This window comes from Mesorhizobium loti, assembly GCF_013170705.1.
Classification (GTDB): Bacteria; Pseudomonadota; Alphaproteobacteria; order Rhizobiales; family Rhizobiaceae; genus Mesorhizobium; species Mesorhizobium loti_D.
In genome coordinates this window covers 297,919-317,850 of sequence record NZ_CP033334.1, presented here as the reverse complement: position 1 = coordinate 317,850, position 19,932 = coordinate 297,919, and the positions used below count along the sequence as shown (strand labels likewise).

Here is a 19,932-nt window from a genome sequence, read left to right as displayed (position 1 = left end):
ATGCATGTCGTTGCCCCAAAACCGCTGCACACTTTTGGGCGACATGCATTAGTGCGCGATGCCGGAGCCGGCCGCTTCGTCGATCAGCCGCCCGCTGGCGAAACGGTCGAGATCGAAGGGACGGCTGATATCATTGTGCTTGCCCGTGGCCAGCAGGTTTGCCAGCAGCGTGCCGCCGGCGGGGATGGCTTTGAATCCGCCCGTGCCCCAGCCGCAATTGAGGAACAAATTGGGTAGTGGCGAAGGACCGATGATCGGCGAGGAATCCGGCACGACGTCGACAATGCCGGCCCATTGCCGCATCAGCTTCAACTGGCCGAAGATCGGGAACATCTCCAGCAGTCCGGCAATGACGGCTTCCAGCGTCGGCAAATTGCCGCGCTGCGCGTAGGAGGGGATGCGGTCGAGCCCGCCGCCAATGACGATCTCGCCCTTGTCCGATTGGCTGACATAGACGCCGCAGCCGGGCGACAGCACCACCGTGTCGAGGATCGGCTTCACAGGTTCAGAAACGCAGGCTTGCAGGGCGTAGGAATTGATCGGCAGCCGGAAACCGGCCTTGGCCGCCAGCACCGAGGAATGGCCGGCCACGGCCATGCCGATGCGCTCGGAACGGATCGCGCCGCGTGTCGTCTGGACGCCGCGGCAACGGCCGCCCTCGACGATGAAATCGGTTATCTCGCAATTCTGGATGATATCGACGCCGAGCCGGTTCGCCGCCCGGGCATAACCCCAGGCGACGGCGTCGTGGCGGGCCGTGCCGGCGCGGCCCTGCCAGATGCCGCCGAACACGGGAAAGCGCGCATCCGGCGAGAAATTGTAGATCGGCGCCACGCGACGCACATCCTCCGGCGAAAACAGCTCCGCATCGATGCCGTTGATCTGCATGGCGTTGACGGTGCGGGCGCCGATCTCCATTTCGGCGGTCGAATGGCAGAGATTGACCATGCCGCGCTGCGACAGCATGACGTTGTAGTTCAGGTCCTTCGACAGGCCTTCATAGAGCCGGTGCGCCAGCCCGTAGAGCTCGACGCTTTCCGGGTAATAGTAGTTGGAGCGTACCACCGTGGTGTTGCGGCCGGTGTTGCCGCCGCCGATCCAGCCTTTTTCCAACACGGCCACCCGGGCGATGCCGTGATTCTTGGCCAGGTAATAGGCCGTCGCCAGCCCATGGCCGCCGCCGCCGATGACGATCGCATCATAGGACGGCTTCGGCTCGGGTGAGCGCCAGGCCTGCTTCCAGCCGGTCTGGCCCGCCAGGCCTTCCTTGAACAGCGACAGGGCGGAATAGCGTCTGGTCATGGCGTGCCGGACAGGCCTGATTTCGGGGAGCGAGCGTGGTTCATGGCATGGTCTTCCGCATGGACGGCACCGGTTCGATCGGTCATGCCCGCATCGCCTTGCCCAGTGGATCGTAAGGCGACGAAGCGATGACGCGCGCACCTCTTTCGACGCCGACGATATGGGTTGTCAACTCAGTATCGACATCGGTGACATCGCCATCGACAAGCGCCATGGCGAGGCTCTTGCCGACCGTATGGCCATAGCCGCCGGACGTGACGAAGCCGGCAAGCTTGCCTCCGCCCCAGACCGGTTCGTAGCCGCTGGCGTCCGCATCCGCGGCGTCGATCTCGAGCGTCACCAGCGCGCGCCTGGCGCCGGCCTGCTGCTCTTTCAGCGCCGCTTCGCGGCCGATGAAGTCACCCTTGTCGAAGGCGATCCAGCGGTCCATGCCGGTCTCGGCTGGCGTGTAATCCTGCGTGAACTCATGCGACCAGATGCCGAAACTTTTTTCGAGCCGCAGCGAATTGACCGCGCCGAAGCCGTATTCGGTGACGCCGAGGTCGCTGCCTGCCGCAAGCAGCGCCCGGCGTAGCCCCGCATGCTCATTGGCCTGGCAATGGATTTCGTAGCCGAGCTCGCCGATGACCGAGAGCCGCCCGACCTTGGCTCGAACCAGGCCGACATCCAGCGCCTTGCAGGTGAGGAAACCGAAGCCCTGGTGCGAGACATCCTGGTGCGTCAGCCGTTCGAGCAGACGGCGCGCATTGGGGCCGGCGAGCGAAAAGCCGACGACCGCGTCCGAAATGTCGCGTACGGCGACGCCCTCGCCGAGATGCTGTTCGAACCAGCGCATGTGCCATTGCCGCAGATAGTAGGACCCCATGATCCACCAGCTGCCGTCACCCCAGTTGAAAACTGTGAGGTCGCCCTTGAGCTTGCCGTTTTCGCCCAGCATGGGCGCGAGTTTCGCGCGGCCCGGCTTGGGAAGGGCGCAGGCAAGCAACCGGTCGAGCCAGGCTTGCGCTTGCGGTCCGGTGACTTCGTAGCGCGAGAAGGCGGTGATATCGAGCAGGCCGACGCCTTCGCGTACCTTGCGGCATTCCCGGGCGACGATGTCGAAGGCATTCGAGCGCTTCAGCGTCGGTGTTTCGACGAAACCTTGCGGCGCGAAATAGAGCGGCGCTTCCATGCCCCAGGAATTGCCCCAGCGCGCGCCGGCGGCATCCATGGCGTCATGCGCGCCTGCTGTCTTCAACGGCCGCCCCGCGGGCAGTTGCTCGTTGGGATAGCTCATGACGAAGCGGCGCGAATAGAATTGCCCGGTCGTCTGCTTGATGTATTCGCGATTGGAGGCGAAATCGCCGTAGCGGGCGATGTCCATGCCGAAGACGTCGGCCTCCGGCTCGCCATGGATCATCCATTCGGCCAGCGACTTGCCGACGCCGCCGCCTTGCAGGAAGCCGGCCATGACGCCGCAGGCCACCCAGTAGTTGGGGACCCCTCGCACCGGGCCGACCAGCGGATTGCCGTCCGGCGAGAAGGTGAAGGCGCCGTTCACCCAGCGCTTGATGCCTGCCGTCTCCAGGCAGGGATAGCGGCTGAAGCCGAGCGCCAACTCGTTGGCGATGCGGTCGGTGTCCTCCTGGATCAGCTCGATGCCGTAGTCCCAGGGTGCGCCGTCCATGTTCCAGTGCTTGTGGTTGATCTCGTAGATGCCGAGCAGCAGCCCCTTCTGCTCCTGGCGCATATAGGTGAAGCCCTCGAGGTCGACGATCAGCGGCAATTCCCGGTCGAGCGCCTGGATCTCCGGCAGCGCTTCGGTGACGAGATAGTGATGCTCCATTGGCGAAACCGGCAGATCGATGCCGGCCATCCGGCCGACCTGTTTGGCCCACAGGCCGCCGGCGTTGACGACGTGCTCGGCAATGAGAGTGCCTTTCTCCGTGACCACGTCCCAGCTGCCGTCGGCGCGACGATTGAGCTCCAGAACGCGGTTGTGCTCGATGATGTCGGCGCCGCGCTTCCTCGCCGCCTTGGCATAGGCGTGGACGACGCCCGAGGGGTCGATATGGCCTTCGCGTGCCGCATAAAGGCCGCCCAGCATGCCGTCGGTGTTGAGGATCGGGCAGCGTTGCTTGATCTCGTCGACGCCGACCAGATGGACATCGTCTATGCCCATGGTCTGGAAGATGCGGTAGGAGGCTTTCAGCCATTCCCAGCGCTCCGGCGCCGAGGCAACCGAGATGCCGCCGGTCATGTGCATGCCGATGTTCTGGCCCGATTCCTTTTCGACCTCCGACAGAAGGTCGATCGTATAGGCCTGCAGCGCGGCGATGTTGGGGTCGGCGTTCAGCGCGTGGAAGCCGCCGGCCGCGTGCCAGCTCGACCCGGCTGTCAGCACCTCGCGTTCGATCAGCGCGACATCACTCCAGCCGAACTTCGCCAGGTGATAGAGCACCGAGGCTCCAACCACGCCACCGCCGATAACGATCGCCCTGTACTGGGATTTCATCCTGCTGCACTCCACCTGGTATGGCGGCGCACCCTACTGGCATTGTACATATGTGTCTAGTACATTGCAGCGCATAATCCAGGGGGCTGCGCATGGGGCATGGCGTCATGAAGGCTAAAGGGCCGCTCGGCCGATGGTTGCGCGCCTACCGTTTGCCGGAAAGCGTTTTCTCGACATAGCGCGCGAACTCCTCGACGTCTTCCGCCGGAGGCTCCTGGCCCGTGAAGCTGCGCAGATAGGAGGCGACGTGGGTAAGGCGGGTGCTCATCGGTTCGTTGAGCTCGAGCGAGTAATAGCCGATCTGCATGAAATAGAGGACGCGGGCCCGCACGAATGCGTCTTCTTCCTCGTAGCCATGGCGCTTGAACATGTCGCGTATGGCATTGACACGCTCTTCGTCGGCCTCGTCGAGCGCGCGCCGGATTGCGGGCGAGCGGCGGGCCCAGGCCCTGATCGCGAAGTCCAGCCGGGGGTCGAACAGCTTTTCATCCACCCAGCATTCGAAAATGCTCATCACCCCGCGAATGACGGTCGCCGACGGCCGCGAGGCGCGTTCGACGATGAACCTCGTGTTGGTCTGCCGCCAGTAGCCCAGCAATTGATCGAGCAGATCCTGCCGGCTCTTGAAATACCAGTAGAAACTGGAGCGTGAGACGTCGAGCTGCTGGCCAAGCGTCAGCACGCGGACACGTTCGACACCGTCGGATATCAGTGTTTCAAGCGCCAGCTTCAGCCAGTCTTCACGAGTGGCCTTGATGTTGCCGGTGGCGCCGGCGCGCTGGATCGTCGTTTCGATTGCTGCCATCACCACGACGCATGACATGCCGGATCAGGCAAATCAAGGTCGTGGACACTTGTGTGCAGGGCAATTCGTTTGAGCCGTGATGACATCCGGCCGATGTTAGCCGGATTGCGGGTTCACGGGTGCTGGCCGCTGCCGTCCCATCAAAGCCGGGATGATAAGCTCGGGGATTTTTGTCGCGGCGGCTCGGCCAGTGCGTGCTTTCCCGCAACGCAATTGTCTGGCAAATACCAGTCTGGACAGATGCCGCCGTGCGGCCAACCAGCAGGAAAGACCAGGACATGGCTCAGTTTCGAAAAAACCTCATCGATGGCGAATGGGTCGGCGACGCCGGGTCGCGCAACATCAATCCCTCGAATACCGGCGACATTGTCGGCGAGTATGCCTCGGCGGGCGTCGAACAGGCTAGCCAAGCGATCGCCGCGGCCAAGGCGGCGTTCCCGGCATGGTCACGCTCCGGTCCGCTGGCGCGCCACGCGGTGCTGAAGAAGGCGTCCGACGAGATCATGGCGCGCAAGGACGAGATCGGCCGCAACCTGGCGCGCGAGGAAGGCAAGACGCTGGCCGAAGGCATTGGCGAGACCATCCGCGCCGCCCAGATCTTCGATTTCTTTGCTGGCGAAACATTGCGCCTGACCGGAGAGATGGTTCCGAGCGTGCGACCGGGCGTCGGCGTCGAGATCACGCGCGAAGCGGTCGGTGTCGTCGGCATCATCACGCCATGGAATTTCCCCATCGCCATTCCGGCCTGGAAGATCGCGCCGGCGCTGGCTCATGGCAACACCATCGTCTTCAAGCCGGCCGAACTCGTTCCTGAAAGCGCCTGGTCGATCGTCGACATCCTGCATCGCGCCGGCCTGCCCAAGGGCGTGCTCAACCTCGTCATGGGCAAGGGCTCGGTGGTCGGCCAGGCCATGCTCGACAGCCCCGACGTCAATGCCATCACCTTCACCGGCTCGGTCGGCACGGGCAAGCGCGTCGCCGCCGCAAGCGTGGAACACATGCGCAAGTTCCAGCTCGAGATGGGAGGCAAGAACCCGCTGGTCGTGCTTGACGATGCCGATCTTGCGGTCGCCGTCGATTGCGCGCTCAACGGCGCCTTCTTCTCGACCGGCCAGCGCTGCACGGCCTCGTCCAGGCTGATCGTGACCGAAGGTATCCACGACCGTTTCGTCGATGCGCTGAAGGAGCGGATGGGCAAGCTGGTGATCGGCGATGCGCTCGATGCGCAGACCCAGATCGGCCCGGTGGTCGACGCCACGCAGCTGAAGCAGGACGAGGATTATATCGCCATCGGCGTCAGGGAAGGCGCAACGCTCGCCTTCGGCGGCGAACGGCTCGACCGCAAGACGCCGGGCTTCTACCTCAGCCCCGCGCTGCTGACCGAGGCAACCAACGCCATGCGCAGTTCGCGCGAGGAGATTTTTGGCCCGGTCGCCAGCGTCATCCGCGTCAAGGACTACGACGAGGCGCTTGCCGTCGCCAACGACACGCCCTTCGGGCTGACGTCGGGCATCTGCACGTCGAGCCTCAAACACGCGACCCACTTCAAGCGCAATTCGGAAGCGGGCATGGTCATGGTCAACTTGCCGACGGCGGGTGTCGATTTCCATGTTCCCTTCGGCGGCCGCAAGGGCTCGAGCTACGGCCCGCGCGAACAGGGCCGTTATGCCACGGAGTTCTACACCACGGTGAAGACCGCCTATACATTCGCGGGCTGATGATGCGCCGGCCTGTCGGGCCGGCGCACCTTCACCACGGAACCGGCACGAGGCAATGGCATTGCAGGACCTGACCTGGCTCAATCCCCCGCCGCATCACGCCATCGACGGCGATGCGGTGCGCGTGCGCACCGGCAAGGAGACCGATTTCTGGCGCGAGACCTTCTACGGTTTCTGGCGCGACAATGGCCACTTCCTGCATCGGCAAGTCGAGGGCGATTTCACCGCCGAAGTCACCGTCAAGGGCGACTACAAGGTGCTGTATGACCAGGCCGGCCTGATGGTCCGGCTGAGCGAGACGCACTGGATCAAGGCCGGCATCGAATACACCGACGGCCTCGCCTATTTCTCCGTCGTGGTCACCAACGACACATCGGACTGGTCGCTGGTGGCCATTCATGCCGGTTCCAATGGCGTCAGCATCCGCCTGACCCGCCATGGCGAGGCGATCCGCGTCCAGTATCTGGATGCTTCGGACGGTCGCTGGAAGCCGGTGCGGCTCGCCTATTTCCCGATCTCGAAGACGGTCGATGTCGGCATGATGTGCTGCTCGCCACAGCGCGAGGGTTTCGAAGTCACATTCTCCGGATTTTCGGTCGGCCCGCCGATTTCGCGGGAATTGCACGCCTGAGGACTGGTGTGTCCAAGGGGTGAAGCGCGGGCCCTCGCATGGCTTGTGGGTATGGAGCGGCAGGACATTGCAGCCGCCACCGCGTCTGCGCTAAGCGTTCCCGATGGGAATGAAGCGTTGGTGGGCAAAACGCAAAAAGGCTGTGTATTCCAAGGCGCTGAGATTCTTCAGCGTTCCTCCCGTGCTGTGGTCGCAAGGGATCGCGCATTTCTGTGACTTCGCCGGGCCCGACTGGTATCGCTGCGCATCGACCGAATCGACCCAGGGCGAGGCCTTTTTCCGCGACCACTATGGCGGCGCGTACGGCATCGTCTGGGTTCGGCTGAGCACCTTGGCCAGGGTTTCGCGAACCTGCGATCTCGACACGTTCACCCGGGTGGCCCTGCCGACCATCAAGGCGCCCTTCATCCTGCTGACCACCGACGGCGATGCCTCGGTGCCATCGGACCTGGCAAGAGATACCGTCGAGCGGCTTCTCGCCAACCCCTATCTGGTGTCCTGGTACAGCCAGAATTGCGACAGCGACCATCCGAGGATCAAGCCGTTTCCGATCGGGCTGGACCTTCATACGCCACGTTCCCTTGCCACGCCCGCCGGCATGGTGCGGTATTTGCAGACCCTGCGCGGCCGGCAGGGGGATGCGGATCGCCGTCCACCCAGGGTGTTCTGCGATTTCAGCATCAGCAGGGGCTCCAGCCAGCGTCGAGAGGTGCTTGATGCCCTGGATGGATGCCCACATGTCGATTTCCTCGGGAAACGCGTGTCGCAGCGCGCGATCTGGGAGCTGTATGCGCAATACCCGCTCGTGCTCTCGACCACGGGAAACGGCCTGGACTGCCACCGGACATGGGAACTGCTCTATCTCGGCTGCATCGTGGTAACCAAGACATCGCCGATGGACCCCCTCTACGAAGGCCTGCCTGTCATCATTGTCGAGGATTGGCACGAGGTCAGGGATCCAGAAGCGCCGCAACGCTGGATCGACAAGGTCGCTCATCTGACGGACCCGAACCATGTCTGGGAGCGCTTGCGCCCGCAAACCTGTCTGGAGCCGCTCAGGCAGGCGCTTCGGCAGGCCGCCGCTTCACCAGGGGACGTGTAGTATCTCCAGCTTCGGCAGGCCGACCGGCCTGATGCCGAGATCGTTGGCGAGCACGCCAAAAGCTTCGGTCTCGATCAGGTCGCGATAGGGAATTTCAGGGAAGCGAAGGCCGCCGCGATGCAAGGCGGCATCGACCAGCAGCATCGTTCCGCCGACCGCGTCCAGGCCGATGATGTCGAGATGCCTGACATCACTGAGATGATATCGACTTGGTGTCTGCGCCGGAGGCTGGTGAAGGCCGCCGCGTATCTCGCGGTAGTAGCGATAATCCTTGATCTGCCGCCTGATGATGAAGCTGTTCAGGTCGAAGCTGCCGCCATTGGCGACCTTCACGCAGTTGGGCACCGCGATGCGATGCCCGGTGGCGATCAACTGGTTCAGCGCATCGCGGGGAAAACGCCAGACGTCGATATCGATCCACAACGCCCAGTCGTCGTCTTCCTTCAGCCCGTGATCGATCAGGTAGTTCCGCACCTTGGCGATCGCGCCGCGCCTGACGCGTTGCATGCGAGGCTTTGCCCGCTTTGCCCTGTCGAGCCTGGTGCCGACCTGTCGCTGCAGAAGCACGATGTCGCGATATTTGCCGGCCAGTCCCGCCGTCGCGGCCTGTAGCCGCTCCCAACTCCCGTCCAGGCTGTCGCCTTCGCAGAAGACCAGCTTGATCCTGTCCTTGGGATAGTCGAGCCCGTCCAGCGTATCGAGAAAAGGTTGGATAAGGTCGGCGGCATCGCGAAGCGGCACCAGAACGGCAATATTGCCGCCCGGGGGCGGCGGTGCCGAGAGGACAGCCTTGTCGACGCTGGCTTTTGCCGCGGCCTCATCCAGATACGCACCGCGCGTCAGGTGATATCGAAGCCGATAGGCCCGGTTGCGAAGCTTGGTTGTCCATCTCGGCGGCGGCTCCGGGGTCCACCATGTGCCGGCCCAGTGATGGATCGAAAGCGGCGCCGTATCGTCGCCGGCCTCGCGCTCCGTGTTGCCAACAGACGTCACCGGCGCGAACAGTCCGGAAGGGTGGATGGCGAAGGCCGCCTGATCGCTGTAGCCACGCTGGGCGGAGGTCAAAAGGCAAGGACCGGTCGCGTCGAGCACGTCCTTGGCGCCGGCGAGCCCGGGCATCATCGACAGGAGATGCATCCAGAACGGATGACGGGGCGGGCTCGCCATCGTCCCGTTGAACAGGAGATAGGGCAGGCCCCGGAAATCCGCCTGGACGGCCGCATGCGAGGCCGGCTCCTTGCACAGCACGACACGGCTCTCGTCCATGATCGGATCGAAGGCCGCGACGCATTCGCAGTCGATGTCGGCATAGACCCCGCCAAAATGATGCAGCAGCATGTAGCGGGCCGCATCCGAGCGCTGCACGCCGTTCGTGTAGCCGCAGAACATTGGCAGGAAATCAGGGTAGTTCCCGGCCACGAATTCGAGCAGCATCCGGTCGCTCCAGAACATCACCGTCCAGTGCGGATTGTACTGTTTCCAGCTCTCGGCATACGCCTGGAAGCGTGCGGGAACGCTGTCGGTCTTCCAAGTCTGGTGCAGGATCGGCGGGATCATATGGTCGCACCGTTTAGTCCAAGCCCGTCGCGAACGGCATCGGCTATCGCTTGCGGGCCGAACCTTGCCCACACGGCCTGATACGCGCGAAGGCGTTGCCGTGCCCTGCGTTCGGGGTCGAGACAGAGTTCGATGGCCGTCTCGGCAAGCGTTTCGTCGGAGTGAGACAGCAGCACCTCGTCATTTTCCACCAGGTCCAGACCTTCGGCCGCGATCGGCGTGGCGACCACCGGCACGCCCGCGGCCATTGCTTCCAGTATCTTGATGCGTGTGCCGCCGCCGGCCGTCAGCGGGACGATGGTGAGATGCGCGCTGGACAACAGTGGCGCGACATCCGCGGGATCCTCGATGAGCTCCACACCAGGCAATCCGGCCAGTGCCCGCACCTCCGGTCTTGGGGTGCGTCCAGCCAGGACGAGCCTGGCACCCGGCAGTGCGTTTCGGATGCGAGGCAATATGACATTGGCCAATCGCTGCGCGGCATCGACGTTTGGGGGATAGGCGAGATGGCCGATGAAAACGATCACCGGAAAGCCGTTGCCGGTTGACGGCTCGGCAGGCAGGTGCCCGGGACCATTGCCGGCTTGCGGAATTCCGTTCGGAACGACGTGGATCGGAATTTTGTGCCGGCAAAGCGCCATCAGCTTCTGGCGATCCAGGTTCGAGCAGACCCATACCCTGTCGACAAGGGATAGTGCCTTCCTCTCAAGGAGCCTGACGCCGAATGCAGCCGCGGTTCGCTTGGTGCTGAGATGCCTGATCTGCCCGGCCAGGTCGGATTCGACATTGTGCATGTCGAGAATGAGCTGCTCCGCCAGCGGTCTGAGAGGCCGCATCAGCTTGAACAGGCTGATGCTCTCGATGACGATAGTGTCCGGGCGGAATTCACCGATGAGCGTCTTAAGCCGCGTCAGGGCGGAACGCGGAATGCGATTCTCCGCCCTTGAGCGCCACCAACCGATCGAGGCCGTGCGGGGCTCTCCCTCTGCCGACAGGGCCTCTACGCGGATCAATGGATCTGGCACGTTCCCTTCTGTCTTCGGTCGTACCGAGACCAGGCAGACCGGGCCGAACCTGGCGGCCGCTTCAGCCTTGCGGTAGTTTCTCAGATCCGCACCCGAAGCCGGTGGAAAGGCCGGGTCATGCGACACGATCAGCGTACGCTTCGGGGCCGCCCGCTCGGGCGAGCCGACAGCCGGCCGCGCGCCTGAGCCGCTCAAAGCGGACGCCCGGGGCGTTGTTCCGGGCAGAGGCCCCAATTCAGACGGCATTCACAACGATTCCGTGACCACAAGCATCGGCGCCACCTTGTTGAGCTGAACAAGGCTTTCGTCAAGCACCGTATATTTCTGAATACTTCCGCCCCGAGCCCTCGGTGGCCGCGAGGTTCAACGCCTGGACCAAGCCAGCCAGCGCACCGCCAGGCGCCTGCGCAAGGAGGTGAACCGGGTCCGCCTGTAGGCATCGCCCGCCATCTTGATACCTTGCGCCTGCGTCGGGAAGGGATGAATGACATCGGCCAGGGCGTGCAATCCCATGCCCGACCTGATGGCGAGCGTCACTGCGTTGATCATCTCGCCGGCATGGCTGGCGACGACAGTCGCTCCCAGTATACGGTCGGATCCTTCCCTGACATGGATCTTGACGAACCCCTCTTCTTCCCCGTCCATAACGGCACGGGCGACGTCATGCATCAGCACCGTATAGGTCTTGACCGGAATGCCGTTGCGGCGCGCTTCGATCGGATAGAGACCGACATGGGCGATCTCCGGGTCGGTATAGGTGCACCAGGGAACGACGAGTTCGCTCAGCCTTTCGCGCCCGCGAAACAGCGCATTGCGCACGACAATGCGCGCCGTGGCTTCGGCGGTATGGGTGAACTTGTATTCGAGGCACACATCGCCCGCCGCGTAGATGTTCGGATTCGTGGTTCTCAGGTGATCGTCCACCTTGATGCCGTTGGCGTCATACGCCACCCCGGCGTGTGCCAGGCCGAGGCCTTCGACATTGGGCGAACGGCCGACGCCGGTGATGATCTCGTCGACGGAAATCGTCGTCGTGTCACCATCCCGCATCAGGTCGGCGAGCTTCTTGCCGCCCTCTGTCCGCACCGCCACCACTTCGGTGTTCAGGCGCACCTCGATCCCCTCGCGCGCCAGCGCGTCCGAAAGGATCTGCGCGGCGTCTCGTTCCTCGCCGGGCAGGAACATCGGATCGTTCTGCGCCAGGATAACGTTCGCGCCGAGCAGGCAAAAGGCCTGCGCCGTCTCGCAGCCAAGCGGCCCGCCGCCGATGACCAGCAGCCGCTCAGGACGTTGCGTGAGGTTGAACATGCTCTCATTGTCGAGGTAGCCGGCCTCGGCGAGTCCTGGAATCGCCGGCCCGCTCGGATGCGCGCCTGTCGCGACCAATGCCTTCTTGAAATGCAGCGTCCTGTCCGCGACCGCCACCGTATCCGGCCCTGCGAAGCGGGCCTCGCCGAAATAGAGGTCGATGCCTTCGGCCGCGATGGCCGCGGCCGAATCCGCGCCGCTTATCCGCTGCCGGATCTGTCGCATCCGCGTCATGGCCCGCTCGAAGTCGGCCTGAAGATGCTCGGGCGTGTCGCCGCCGAAATTCTCGGCATCGCGCATGTCGGCATAGAGCCTGGCCGTGCGGATGATCGACTTTGACGGAATGCCGCCGACATTGACGCACGCACCGCCGATCAGCCAACGCTCGATCAGCGCGACTTTCGCGCCGAGGCTTGCCGCGTCACGCGCCGCGGTCAGCCCCGCCGGCCCGGCGCCGATGACGACGAGATTGTAGGGACCGTCGGGGGTAGGGTTCTTCCAATGCGGCGGATGCGCGCTCCGGATCAACTCGACGTCGTTGCGGTCGACCGGGAAGCTGGCGGCCTTTGTCCGTTCACGCGGCATCGTAGGCCCCTGAGGCGGAGCCTGCCGACCGCGCCAGCCAGCCGCCGGTGAAGCCTGCTTTTCCCAGGCCGCGGCGAATGTGCGGATTGGACCGCATCAGTTCCCAGATCAGGCGCGAGCGGTGGTTCTCGATCATCATCACCACGATGCCCTGGTCCAGCCCGTAATGGCCTTCCGATACCCAGCCGTTGCGGCCGAATTTTCGCCGGTTGGCCAAGGTCGGATTGAATCCGCTGGGCAGCCGGAAATTCTCGATCACCTCGGGATAGCGCTCACCGAGATGACGCATCGCTGCCAGGCAGATGTCCGGCGCGAAAGGCAGCGATGCCGGATAGGACCAGGGCGCGATCGTGCCATCATCCGGCCCGAAGGGAGCGCCGCGTGCGGCATAGCCGGAAAACCGATGCCTCCGTCGCTCGACACTGGCGCGAAAGCCCCCGGGCCCGTCTCCCGCCGAGAGGCCCCAAAGGTTCTCGCCGTAGCCGTCGAAACCATAGGGGTTGTGGCGGGCATAGTCCCGATGGAGGTATGTCGAGCGGCGGCTGTTTTCGAAATAGTCGGAATTCTTCTCGCGCATGAAGGCGTCGCGGATGCCGGCGAAATCGATCCAGGCGTGCGAGAACTGGTGCATGAACAACGGCCCGCCATAGAGCACGTCATGGCCGTAGATGTTCTCCCACTGGTAGGTCGCCGTCCAGGCCTCGTAGCTGTCGTCGGAGGTTGGGTTGTCCGGCGAGGCCATGGACAGCACGTAAAGGATGGTCGCCTCGTTGTAGCCCTCCCAGCCATAATGCAGAAAACCGCTCTTCGGCTTCCAGCCCTGCCGCAGGGTCGGACTGCTGCCTTGCGCCCACCGCCAATCGACGCGCCGGTAGAGCGCTTCGGCCAGGTGCCGGATTTCGGCTTCCTGTTCATTATCGCCGGAGAAATAGGCGCCGGCCACCAGGATACCGGCCATCAGCAGGGCGGTGTCCACCATCGACAGTTCGCAGCGCCAGACGCGCAGCCCGGTCCGCATGTCGAGAAAATGGTAGTAGAAACCCTTGTGGCCGGTGACGTCGTCGCCGCCGCCTTGCGGGCTGGCCGAGAAGAAACGCAGCGCCGCGAGCGTCAGCTCCGCTGCCGCCATGTGCGACATCCAGCCGCGCTCGACGCCGATCGGATAACAGGACAGGGCGAAACCAACGACAGCGATGCTGGCCGGCGAGTTCGGCCGCGACGTATCGGCGACCAAACCGTTGTCGGAGTTCACATTCTCCAGGAAATAGCCGAAGGCGGCGCGCTGGTAGCGGTCCAGAAGCTCGTCATCGGACAATGCGGCAGGATCTGCGTCAGGCAAACGATGCAAACTCCAGCCTGATGGTCAATGTTTCCGTCGATCGCACGGTGCCGGTATGGCGGCAATGGCTGATCGGCCTTGCCGGGCTGTCTCGTCGTGTCATGGCTTTCCCGCAAACCCTGTTGTGTCACCGCCCCGTTCAATCGGCAGCTATTATACGCCTGTCCGGTTCCGATCGTTGCCTCGTCACGCGGAATTGTAGTCGCACCGGCCAGGGCCGGGATGTTTCGATCAGGCTCAATAGGTGGCGCGGCCGCCGGAGACGTCGAACACGGCGGCCGTCGTGAACGAGCACTCCTCCGAGGCGATCCAGCAGATCAGTGCCGCCACCTCCTCGACCTCGCCGAAGCGCGCCATCGGTATCTTGGACAGCATGAAGTCGATGTGCTCCTGGCTCATCTGCTTGAAGATCGCGGTGCGCACCGCCGCCGGCGTCACGCAATTCACCGTCACCTTGGTCTTGGCCAGTTCCTTGCCGAGCGACTTGGTCAGGCCGATCACCGCCGCCTTTGAAGTGCTGTAGGCGGAGGCATTGGGATTGCCTTCCTTGCCGGCGATCGAGGCAATGTTGACGATGCGGCCATAATTGCGCTCGAGCATGTGCGGCACCAGCGCCTTGTTGCAGTAGAAGACGCCATTGATGTTGATGTCGATGACCTTCTGCCAATCCTCGGCCGAATAGGCCCAGGTCGTCATGTTCGGCCCGGTGATGGCCGCGCTGGTGATCAGGATGTCGACGCCGCCAAGAGCCTCGATGGTCCGTGCGGCGGCGCCTTCGACGCCGGTGGCATCGGCGACGTCAATGGCAACGCCATGCAGGCCAGGGATGATGATCTTCGCCTGTTCGATCTGGGCCGGATCGCGGTCCCAGACGCTGGAGCGTCCGCCTTCCGCGACGATCCTTTGCGCGACCGCCAGGCCGATGCCCGAGGCACCGCCCGTGATGACAGCCGTCCGACCGTCGAAGCGCCCCGCGAAGTTCATTTGCTTCTCCCTTGTCCGCAACCGGCTTGATCGGCCGCGGCGACTGTGAGGTCACGGCCAGGCAAGTTCAAGCCGGCATGGAGGCCCCATTCTCTGGGCCAATGCGGATCAGGCCGGAGTTCCCTCAAGCTCTCGGCGCAGCGCTTCCACCATCGCCACCAGCGCCGGTCCTATTTCGGCATGTGCGCGTTGCTCGGTGATGATCTCGCCGATACCGCCGCAAGTGATGGCGACCAGCGGCGAGCCGTCTCGCGGGCGAAACGGCACGCCGACCGCGTGGATATAGCTGTGCCAGGCGCCGAACGAGGTCACGTAGCCAAGCCGGGCGTACTGGTCGATCGCCTCCTCGATCGCCGTGGCGATCATCGCTGCCTTGTCGGGCTCGGCCTCTTGCAGCGCCCGTACCAGGCTGGGCCGCTCCTCGGGCAGAAGTCCCGCCGCATAGGCCAGCCCCATCGAGGTCTTCCAGATCGGCAGATAGGAACCCGGATTGAGCCGCAGCGTGACCAGGCTCTCCGACCGGCAATTGGCGAGATAGACCATGTTGAGGCTGTCGCGCGTGCCGATCGCCACCGCCGCACCGGTCAGGTCGGCCAGCGGCTGCATCAGCGGCCTTGCTATGTGCACGACGGCGCTGGAGCTCAGTGCCGAATAGCCGAGCGCCACGGTCGCCGGACCCAGGCTGTAACGGCCGAGCTCCTTGTCATAGAGCAGGTAACCCAGTGCGCTGAGTGTGTAGGTGATGCGCGAGACCGTGGCCTTGGGCAGTCCGGTGCGCGCGATGATGTCCTGGTTGCCAAGCGAGGTGTCGCCTGGCCGGAAGGCGCGCAGGATGCCGAGCCCACGCACCAGCGACGTCGAAAGCTGCGCGCCTTCGCCGTCAACTTCCGTCTCGTCCCGGGTCGCTCGCTTGCGCACGCTGGCGGTCTTTCTGGCGGAGTGCCCACCTGTCGGGCCGGTTTCGCCGGCGCGGTGCAGTCAAAAATGAAATTAAATTCCATTTATATTGACAGCGGCTTTTGCAGCCTGTCAATATGCCCCCTCGATGGCATCTTCCAGCGCCTTGTGCCATCTTACGAAGCCCGTCCTTGTGAAGGTAGCCACGTGTCCCGCTATATTTTGCGCCGGCTTATCGCGATGCCGTTCCTGGTGCTTGGCATCGTCACCATCGCTTTTCTGATCACCACGGTGACCAAGGGCGATCCGCTGACGGCAATCGTCGCCGAACAGCAGATGAGCAATCCCGAAGTGGTCGCCGCCGCCAAGGCGCGCTGGGGTTTGGATCGTCCTCTGCCCGAGCGCTATATGATATATCTCGGCAATCTGATGAGCGGCGACCTCGGCACATCCTTCATCACCAAGCGCAATGTCGGCACTGATATTCTCTACCGCCTGCCGGCAACGCTGGAACTGGTCTTCGCCGCCATGATCTTCGGCACCACGCTCGGCATCGTGCTTGGCGTGCTGGCCGCCTATTTCCGCAACAGCCTGATCGACCATGGCGCGCGGCTGTTCGCCTTGTTCGGCTCTTCACTGCCGGTGTTCTGGTCCGGCCTTGGCCTGCTGTTCATCTTCTCGGTCATGCTCAACTGGCTGCCGGGGCCTGGCCGGCTCGACGCCCGGCTGCCGCTGCCGCCCGGCGTCACCGGATTCCTGACCATCGATTCGCTGCTGGCCGGCGACCTCGCCGTCTTCAAGGACGCGGTGTGGCACCTGCTGTTGCCGGCTTTCGTGCTCGGCTGGACGGTGTCTGGAACCATCTCCCGGCTGGTGCGCGCCAACATGCTCGATGTGATGAGCCGCGAATTCGTGCTCACCGCACGCGCCAAGGGCGCAAGCGAATTCCGCGTCGTCATCGTGCATGCGCTGCGCAACACCATGGTGCCGACCCTCACCGTCATCGGCTATTCCTTCGCCTATTTGATCACCGGCGCGGTGCTGACCGAGACCATCTTTTCCTGGCCCGGCATGGGCTCCTATGCCGTGGAGGCGGCCCGCGCGCTCGACTTCCCGGCGATCATCGGCGTCACCATCGTCGGCGGCCTCGCCTTCCTGGTCACCAACCTCGTCACCGACATCCTCTATGTCGTGGCCAATCCGCGGGTGAGGTTGAGCTGATGTCGGCCGTCGTCACCAAATCACGCTCCGCCGGCATTCCCGAATGGCTGACCGCGCCGCTGGTCATCGGCACGGTCGTCATCCTGTTCTGGCTGTTCATGACCGTGTTCGCCAATCTGGTGGTGCGGTTCGATCCACTCGAAATGGTCGCGCGCCGCCTGCAGCCGCCGAGCTGGGCGCACTGGCTGGGCACCGATGCGCTCGGCCGCGACGTGTTGGCCCGCACCTTGCACGGAGCGGCGCATTCGCTGCCGATCGCGGTTCTGGTCGTCGTCTCCGCCGTGGTCATAGGCTCGCTGCTCGGCGCCATTTCCGGCTTCGTCGGCGGCCTGACGGGCGCGGCGATCATGCGGCTTGTCGACATCACCTTGTCCTTCCCGCCAATGCTGCTCGCCATGGCCGTCGCGGCCTCGCTCGGGCCGGGCCTCGGCAATGCGGCCATCGCCATGGTGCTGGTCTGGTGGCCAGTCTATGCCCGGCTGATGCGGGCGCAGGTGCTGGAGGTTAAGGAGCGCGAGCATGTCGAAGCGGCGATCGCCGCCGGCGCCAGGCCAAGCCGCGTCCTGTTCACGCATATATTGCCGCTCTGCTGGACGCCGGTGCTGATCAGCGCGACCATGGATCTCGGCCAGGTCGTGCTGCTTGCCGCATCGCTCAGCTTCATCGGCCTCGGCGCCACGCCGCCGACGCCCGAATGGGGATCGATGATCTCCGACGGCGCCGTGCATTTCTATCAGTGGTGGATCGCCTTCGGCCCCGGCGTCGCCATCCTCACCATCGTGCTCGGCTTCAACTTCATCGGCGACGGCCTGCGCGACATTCTCGATCCAAGGTCGGACTAGGCGATGAGCGCACAGCTATCTTCAGCGCGCTCCGGCGCGGTCGACAAGCCAGGCGAGCGCGAGCCGCTGCTCTCCATTCGCGGCCTGCGGGTCGGGTTCCGCAAGGCGGGCAGCCAGTTCGAGGCGGTGCGCGGCATCGACCTCGACGTCGCCAAGGGCGAGGTGGTCGGCATTGTCGGCGAGTCCGGTTCGGGAAAATCGGTCGGCATGCTTGCCGCTCTCGGCCTGACCTCGAAAAACGCGGTCGTCACCGGCTCCGTCCGGTTCAAGGGGGAAGAACTGGTCGGCAAGCCGGCTCGCGAAATGCGCAAGATCAGGGGCGCGCGCATCGCCATGATCTTCCAGGACCCGCTGTCCTCGCTCAATCCGGTCATGACGGTCGGCGCCCAGATCGCCGAGGCGGTCAGGCTGCATCAGCGCCTGACCCACAAGCAGGCCATGGCGCGCGCGGTCGAATTGCTCAATCTTGTGTCGATCCCGCAGCCGGAGCGCCGGGTCAACCAGTATCCGCATGAATTCTCCGGCGGCATGCGCCAGCGTGCCGTCATCGCCATGGCCGTGGCCAACGATCCTGATCTCTTGATCGCCGACGAGCCGACCACGGCGCTCGACGTGACCGTGCAGGCGCAGATCCTGGCGGTGCTGCGTTCGCTGCAGGAGCGGCTCGGCCTCGGCCTGGTGCTGATCACCCATGATCTCGGCGTCGTCGCCGGCCATGCCGACCGGGTCGCGGTGGTCTATTCCGGCCGTGTCGTCGAGCAGGCTGATGTGTCGGATCTGTTCGCCGATCCGCGCCACCCCTACACGCGCGGCCTCATTGCCTCGATCCCCAATCTTGAGGAAAGCCGCGAGCGGCTGTTCTCCATCGACGGATCGCCGCCCGCGCTCGGCCGTCTGCCCGGCGGCTGCGCCTTCCATCCGCGCTGCATCCATGCCGAGGCGCGCTGCCGGATCGAGGATCCGCCGCTGCATGATATTGGCGGCCGCTTCTCGGCCTGCCATTTCTCGACCACCTTGCCGCCCTTCCACAGCGCTGCGCTGGGGGCGGCTAGCCTGGAGACTGGAAGCGTGGCCCCATGAGCGCAGCAGCGGAACAAATTCAAGCCGAAACCAAGCCTGCGCCTGAAGCTGCACTGTCGGTTCGTCATCTGGTCAAGGATTTCCCGGTTCGCGGCGGCCTCGTCTTCGACCGTGCAATTGCCCATGTGCGGGCGGTTGCCGATGTCTCCTTCGACGTGGCGCCCGGCGAAACGCTGGGCCTCGTCGGCGAATCCGGTTGCGGCAAGTCGACGCTCGGGCGCTGCCTGATGCGGCTGATCGAGCCGACCAGCGGCGAAAGCTGGTTCCGCGGCCAGAACCTTCTGGCGCTGAACCACGAGGACATGCGCCTGATGCGGCGTTACATCCAGCTCGTCTTCCAGGATCCGTACGGTTCGCTGCATCCGCGCATGCGCATCTCCGACAACATCGCCGAACCGCTGCGCATGAGCGACATGTCGAAGGCCGACCGTCGCGCGCGCGTCGCCGAACTGCTCGAACTGGTGCGGCTCAATCCCGAGCACGGCCGCCGCTATCCGCATGAGCTCTCCGGCGGCCAGCGCCAGCGTGTCGTCATCGCCCGCGCGCTCGCGCTCAACCCGCAGGTTGTGATCCTTGACGAGCCTGTCTCGGCGCTCGATGTTTCGGTGCAGGCCGGCGTGCTCAATTTGCTCAGGGATATCCAGCAATCCTTCGGCACGTCCTATCTGTTCATCGCCCACGATCTTTCGGTCGTGCGCCATATCTCGCATCATGTCGCCGTGATGTATCTCGGCAAGATCGTCGAGATCGCGCCGGCGGCCGAGCTCTACTCCCGGTCCCTGCATCCCTACACACAAGCGCTTCTGTCGGCGGTGCCGCTCGCCGACCCGCAGAAGGAGCGCAAGCGCGAGCGGATCGTGCTATCGGGCGACGTGCCGAGCCCGCTCAATCCGCCATCGGGCTGCCGTTTCCGCACACGCTGCTTCAAGGCGCAGGCGATTTGCGCGTCCGTCGAACCGCCGCTCGGACCATCAGGCGAAAAGCACCGCGTCGCCTGCCATTTTCCGGAACCCGTCAACGCCTTCAAGGCTGTCTGACGGGC

At 64.3% G+C, this 19,932-nt stretch carries 16 protein-coding genes; 7 read left to right on the top strand and 9 right to left on the bottom strand.

Translation table 11 applies throughout. The annotated features are described in order from the left end of the window. Nucleotides 1-48: 48 nt before the first annotated feature. The 3 genes from EB815_RS01420 to EB815_RS01410 all read right to left on the bottom strand — a co-directional run bounded on the left by EB815_RS01420 (nucleotide 49) and on the right by EB815_RS01410 (nucleotide 4,601). Nucleotides 49-1,302 carry a sarcosine oxidase subunit beta gene (locus tag EB815_RS01420; RefSeq protein ID WP_056569342.1) on the bottom strand — a complete coding sequence of 418 codons (1,254 nt, stop codon included), beginning with the start codon at nucleotides 1,300-1,302 and terminating at the stop codon, nucleotides 49-51. 82 nt (nucleotides 1,303-1,384) lie between these two features. Then, on the bottom strand, nucleotides 1,385-3,796 hold the full coding sequence (locus EB815_RS01415) for a GcvT family protein (RefSeq protein ID WP_056569345.1): 2,412 nt from the start codon (nucleotides 3,794-3,796) through the stop codon (nucleotides 1,385-1,387). Between the two features lie 145 nt (nucleotides 3,797-3,941). Further along, the gene (locus EB815_RS01410) at nucleotides 3,942-4,601 is read right to left on the bottom strand and encodes a TetR/AcrR family transcriptional regulator (protein WP_056570361.1); all 660 of its coding nucleotides are present in this window, start codon (nucleotides 4,599-4,601) and stop codon (nucleotides 3,942-3,944) included. A 278-nt stretch (nucleotides 4,602-4,879) separates the two neighbouring features. Between EB815_RS01410 and EB815_RS01405 the strand changes: the two genes are divergently transcribed. The 3 genes from EB815_RS01405 (at nucleotide 4,880) to EB815_RS01395 (ending at nucleotide 8,052) form a co-directional block, all read left to right on the top strand. After that, a complete protein-coding gene (locus tag EB815_RS01405; protein WP_056570363.1) occupies nucleotides 4,880-6,319 on the top strand; it encodes an aldehyde dehydrogenase family protein in 1,440 nt (479 codons plus the stop codon). Nucleotides 6,320-6,374: 55 nt separating this feature from the next. Beyond that, nucleotides 6,375-6,950 carry a DUF1349 domain-containing protein gene (locus EB815_RS01400; protein WP_056569347.1) on the top strand — a complete coding sequence of 192 codons (576 nt, stop codon included), beginning with the start codon at nucleotides 6,375-6,377 and terminating at the stop codon, nucleotides 6,948-6,950. A gap of 103 nt (nucleotides 6,951-7,053) precedes the next feature. After that, on the top strand, nucleotides 7,054-8,052 hold the full coding sequence (locus EB815_RS01395; RefSeq protein WP_056569350.1) for a hypothetical protein: 999 nt from the start codon (nucleotides 7,054-7,056) through the stop codon (nucleotides 8,050-8,052). Here the strand turns inward: EB815_RS01395 and EB815_RS01390 are convergent. From EB815_RS01390 to EB815_RS01365, 6 genes are all read right to left on the bottom strand, one after another. Continuing rightward, nucleotides 8,035-9,609, bottom strand: a complete 1,575-nt coding sequence (locus EB815_RS01390; RefSeq protein WP_056569353.1) for a glycosyltransferase — start codon at nucleotides 9,607-9,609, stop codon at nucleotides 8,035-8,037. The two genes, EB815_RS01395 and EB815_RS01390, sit on opposite strands and share 18 nt — an antisense overlap. Further along, nucleotides 9,606-10,829, bottom strand: a complete 1,224-nt coding sequence (locus EB815_RS01385) for a glycosyltransferase family 4 protein (protein ID WP_056569356.1) — start codon at nucleotides 10,827-10,829, stop codon at nucleotides 9,606-9,608. Before EB815_RS01385 ends, EB815_RS01390 begins: the two co-directional genes overlap by 4 nt. A 168-nt stretch (nucleotides 10,830-10,997) precedes the next feature. Next, nucleotides 10,998-12,527 carry a mercuric reductase gene (locus tag EB815_RS01380; RefSeq protein ID WP_056569359.1) on the bottom strand — a complete coding sequence of 510 codons (1,530 nt, stop codon included), beginning with the start codon at nucleotides 12,525-12,527 and terminating at the stop codon, nucleotides 10,998-11,000. Continuing rightward, nucleotides 12,517-13,866: a glucoamylase family protein gene (locus EB815_RS01375; RefSeq protein ID WP_056569361.1), complete on the bottom strand. Its 1,350-nt coding sequence runs from the start codon at nucleotides 13,864-13,866 to the stop codon at nucleotides 12,517-12,519. The genes EB815_RS01380 and EB815_RS01375 overlap by 11 nt, the downstream gene beginning before the upstream one ends. A gap of 237 nt (nucleotides 13,867-14,103) precedes the next feature. Continuing rightward, a complete protein-coding gene (locus EB815_RS01370; RefSeq protein WP_065005415.1) occupies nucleotides 14,104-14,850 on the bottom strand; it encodes an SDR family NAD(P)-dependent oxidoreductase in 747 nt (248 codons plus the stop codon). A 108-nt stretch (nucleotides 14,851-14,958) separates the two neighbouring features. Further along, nucleotides 14,959-15,768, bottom strand: a complete 810-nt coding sequence (locus EB815_RS01365) for an IclR family transcriptional regulator (protein WP_056569367.1) — start codon at nucleotides 15,766-15,768, stop codon at nucleotides 14,959-14,961. Between the two features lie 219 nt (nucleotides 15,769-15,987). Here EB815_RS01365 and EB815_RS01360 point away from each other — a divergent pair, with 219 nt between their 5' ends. Genes EB815_RS01360 through EB815_RS01345 form a run of 4 tightly spaced genes read left to right on the top strand, consistent with a single transcriptional unit; the run spans nucleotide 15,988 to nucleotide 19,927 of the window. After that, on the top strand, nucleotides 15,988-16,968 hold the full coding sequence (locus EB815_RS01360) for an ABC transporter permease (RefSeq protein ID WP_432442963.1): 981 nt from the start codon (nucleotides 15,988-15,990) through the stop codon (nucleotides 16,966-16,968). Then, nucleotides 16,968-17,810: an ABC transporter permease gene (locus EB815_RS01355; RefSeq protein WP_081294940.1), complete on the top strand. Its 843-nt coding sequence runs from the start codon at nucleotides 16,968-16,970 to the stop codon at nucleotides 17,808-17,810. Before EB815_RS01360 ends, EB815_RS01355 begins: the two co-directional genes overlap by 1 nt. A 3-nt stretch (nucleotides 17,811-17,813) precedes the next feature. Beyond that, nucleotides 17,814-18,890 (top strand): ABC transporter ATP-binding protein, encoded by a 1,077-nt coding sequence (locus EB815_RS01350; protein WP_081294939.1) that lies wholly within the window; start codon nucleotides 17,814-17,816, stop codon nucleotides 18,888-18,890. After that, nucleotides 18,887-19,927 carry an ABC transporter ATP-binding protein gene (locus EB815_RS01345; protein WP_056569373.1) on the top strand — a complete coding sequence of 347 codons (1,041 nt, stop codon included), beginning with the start codon at nucleotides 18,887-18,889 and terminating at the stop codon, nucleotides 19,925-19,927. Before EB815_RS01350 ends, EB815_RS01345 begins: the two co-directional genes overlap by 4 nt. The last annotated feature ends 5 nt before the right edge of the window (nucleotides 19,928-19,932 follow it).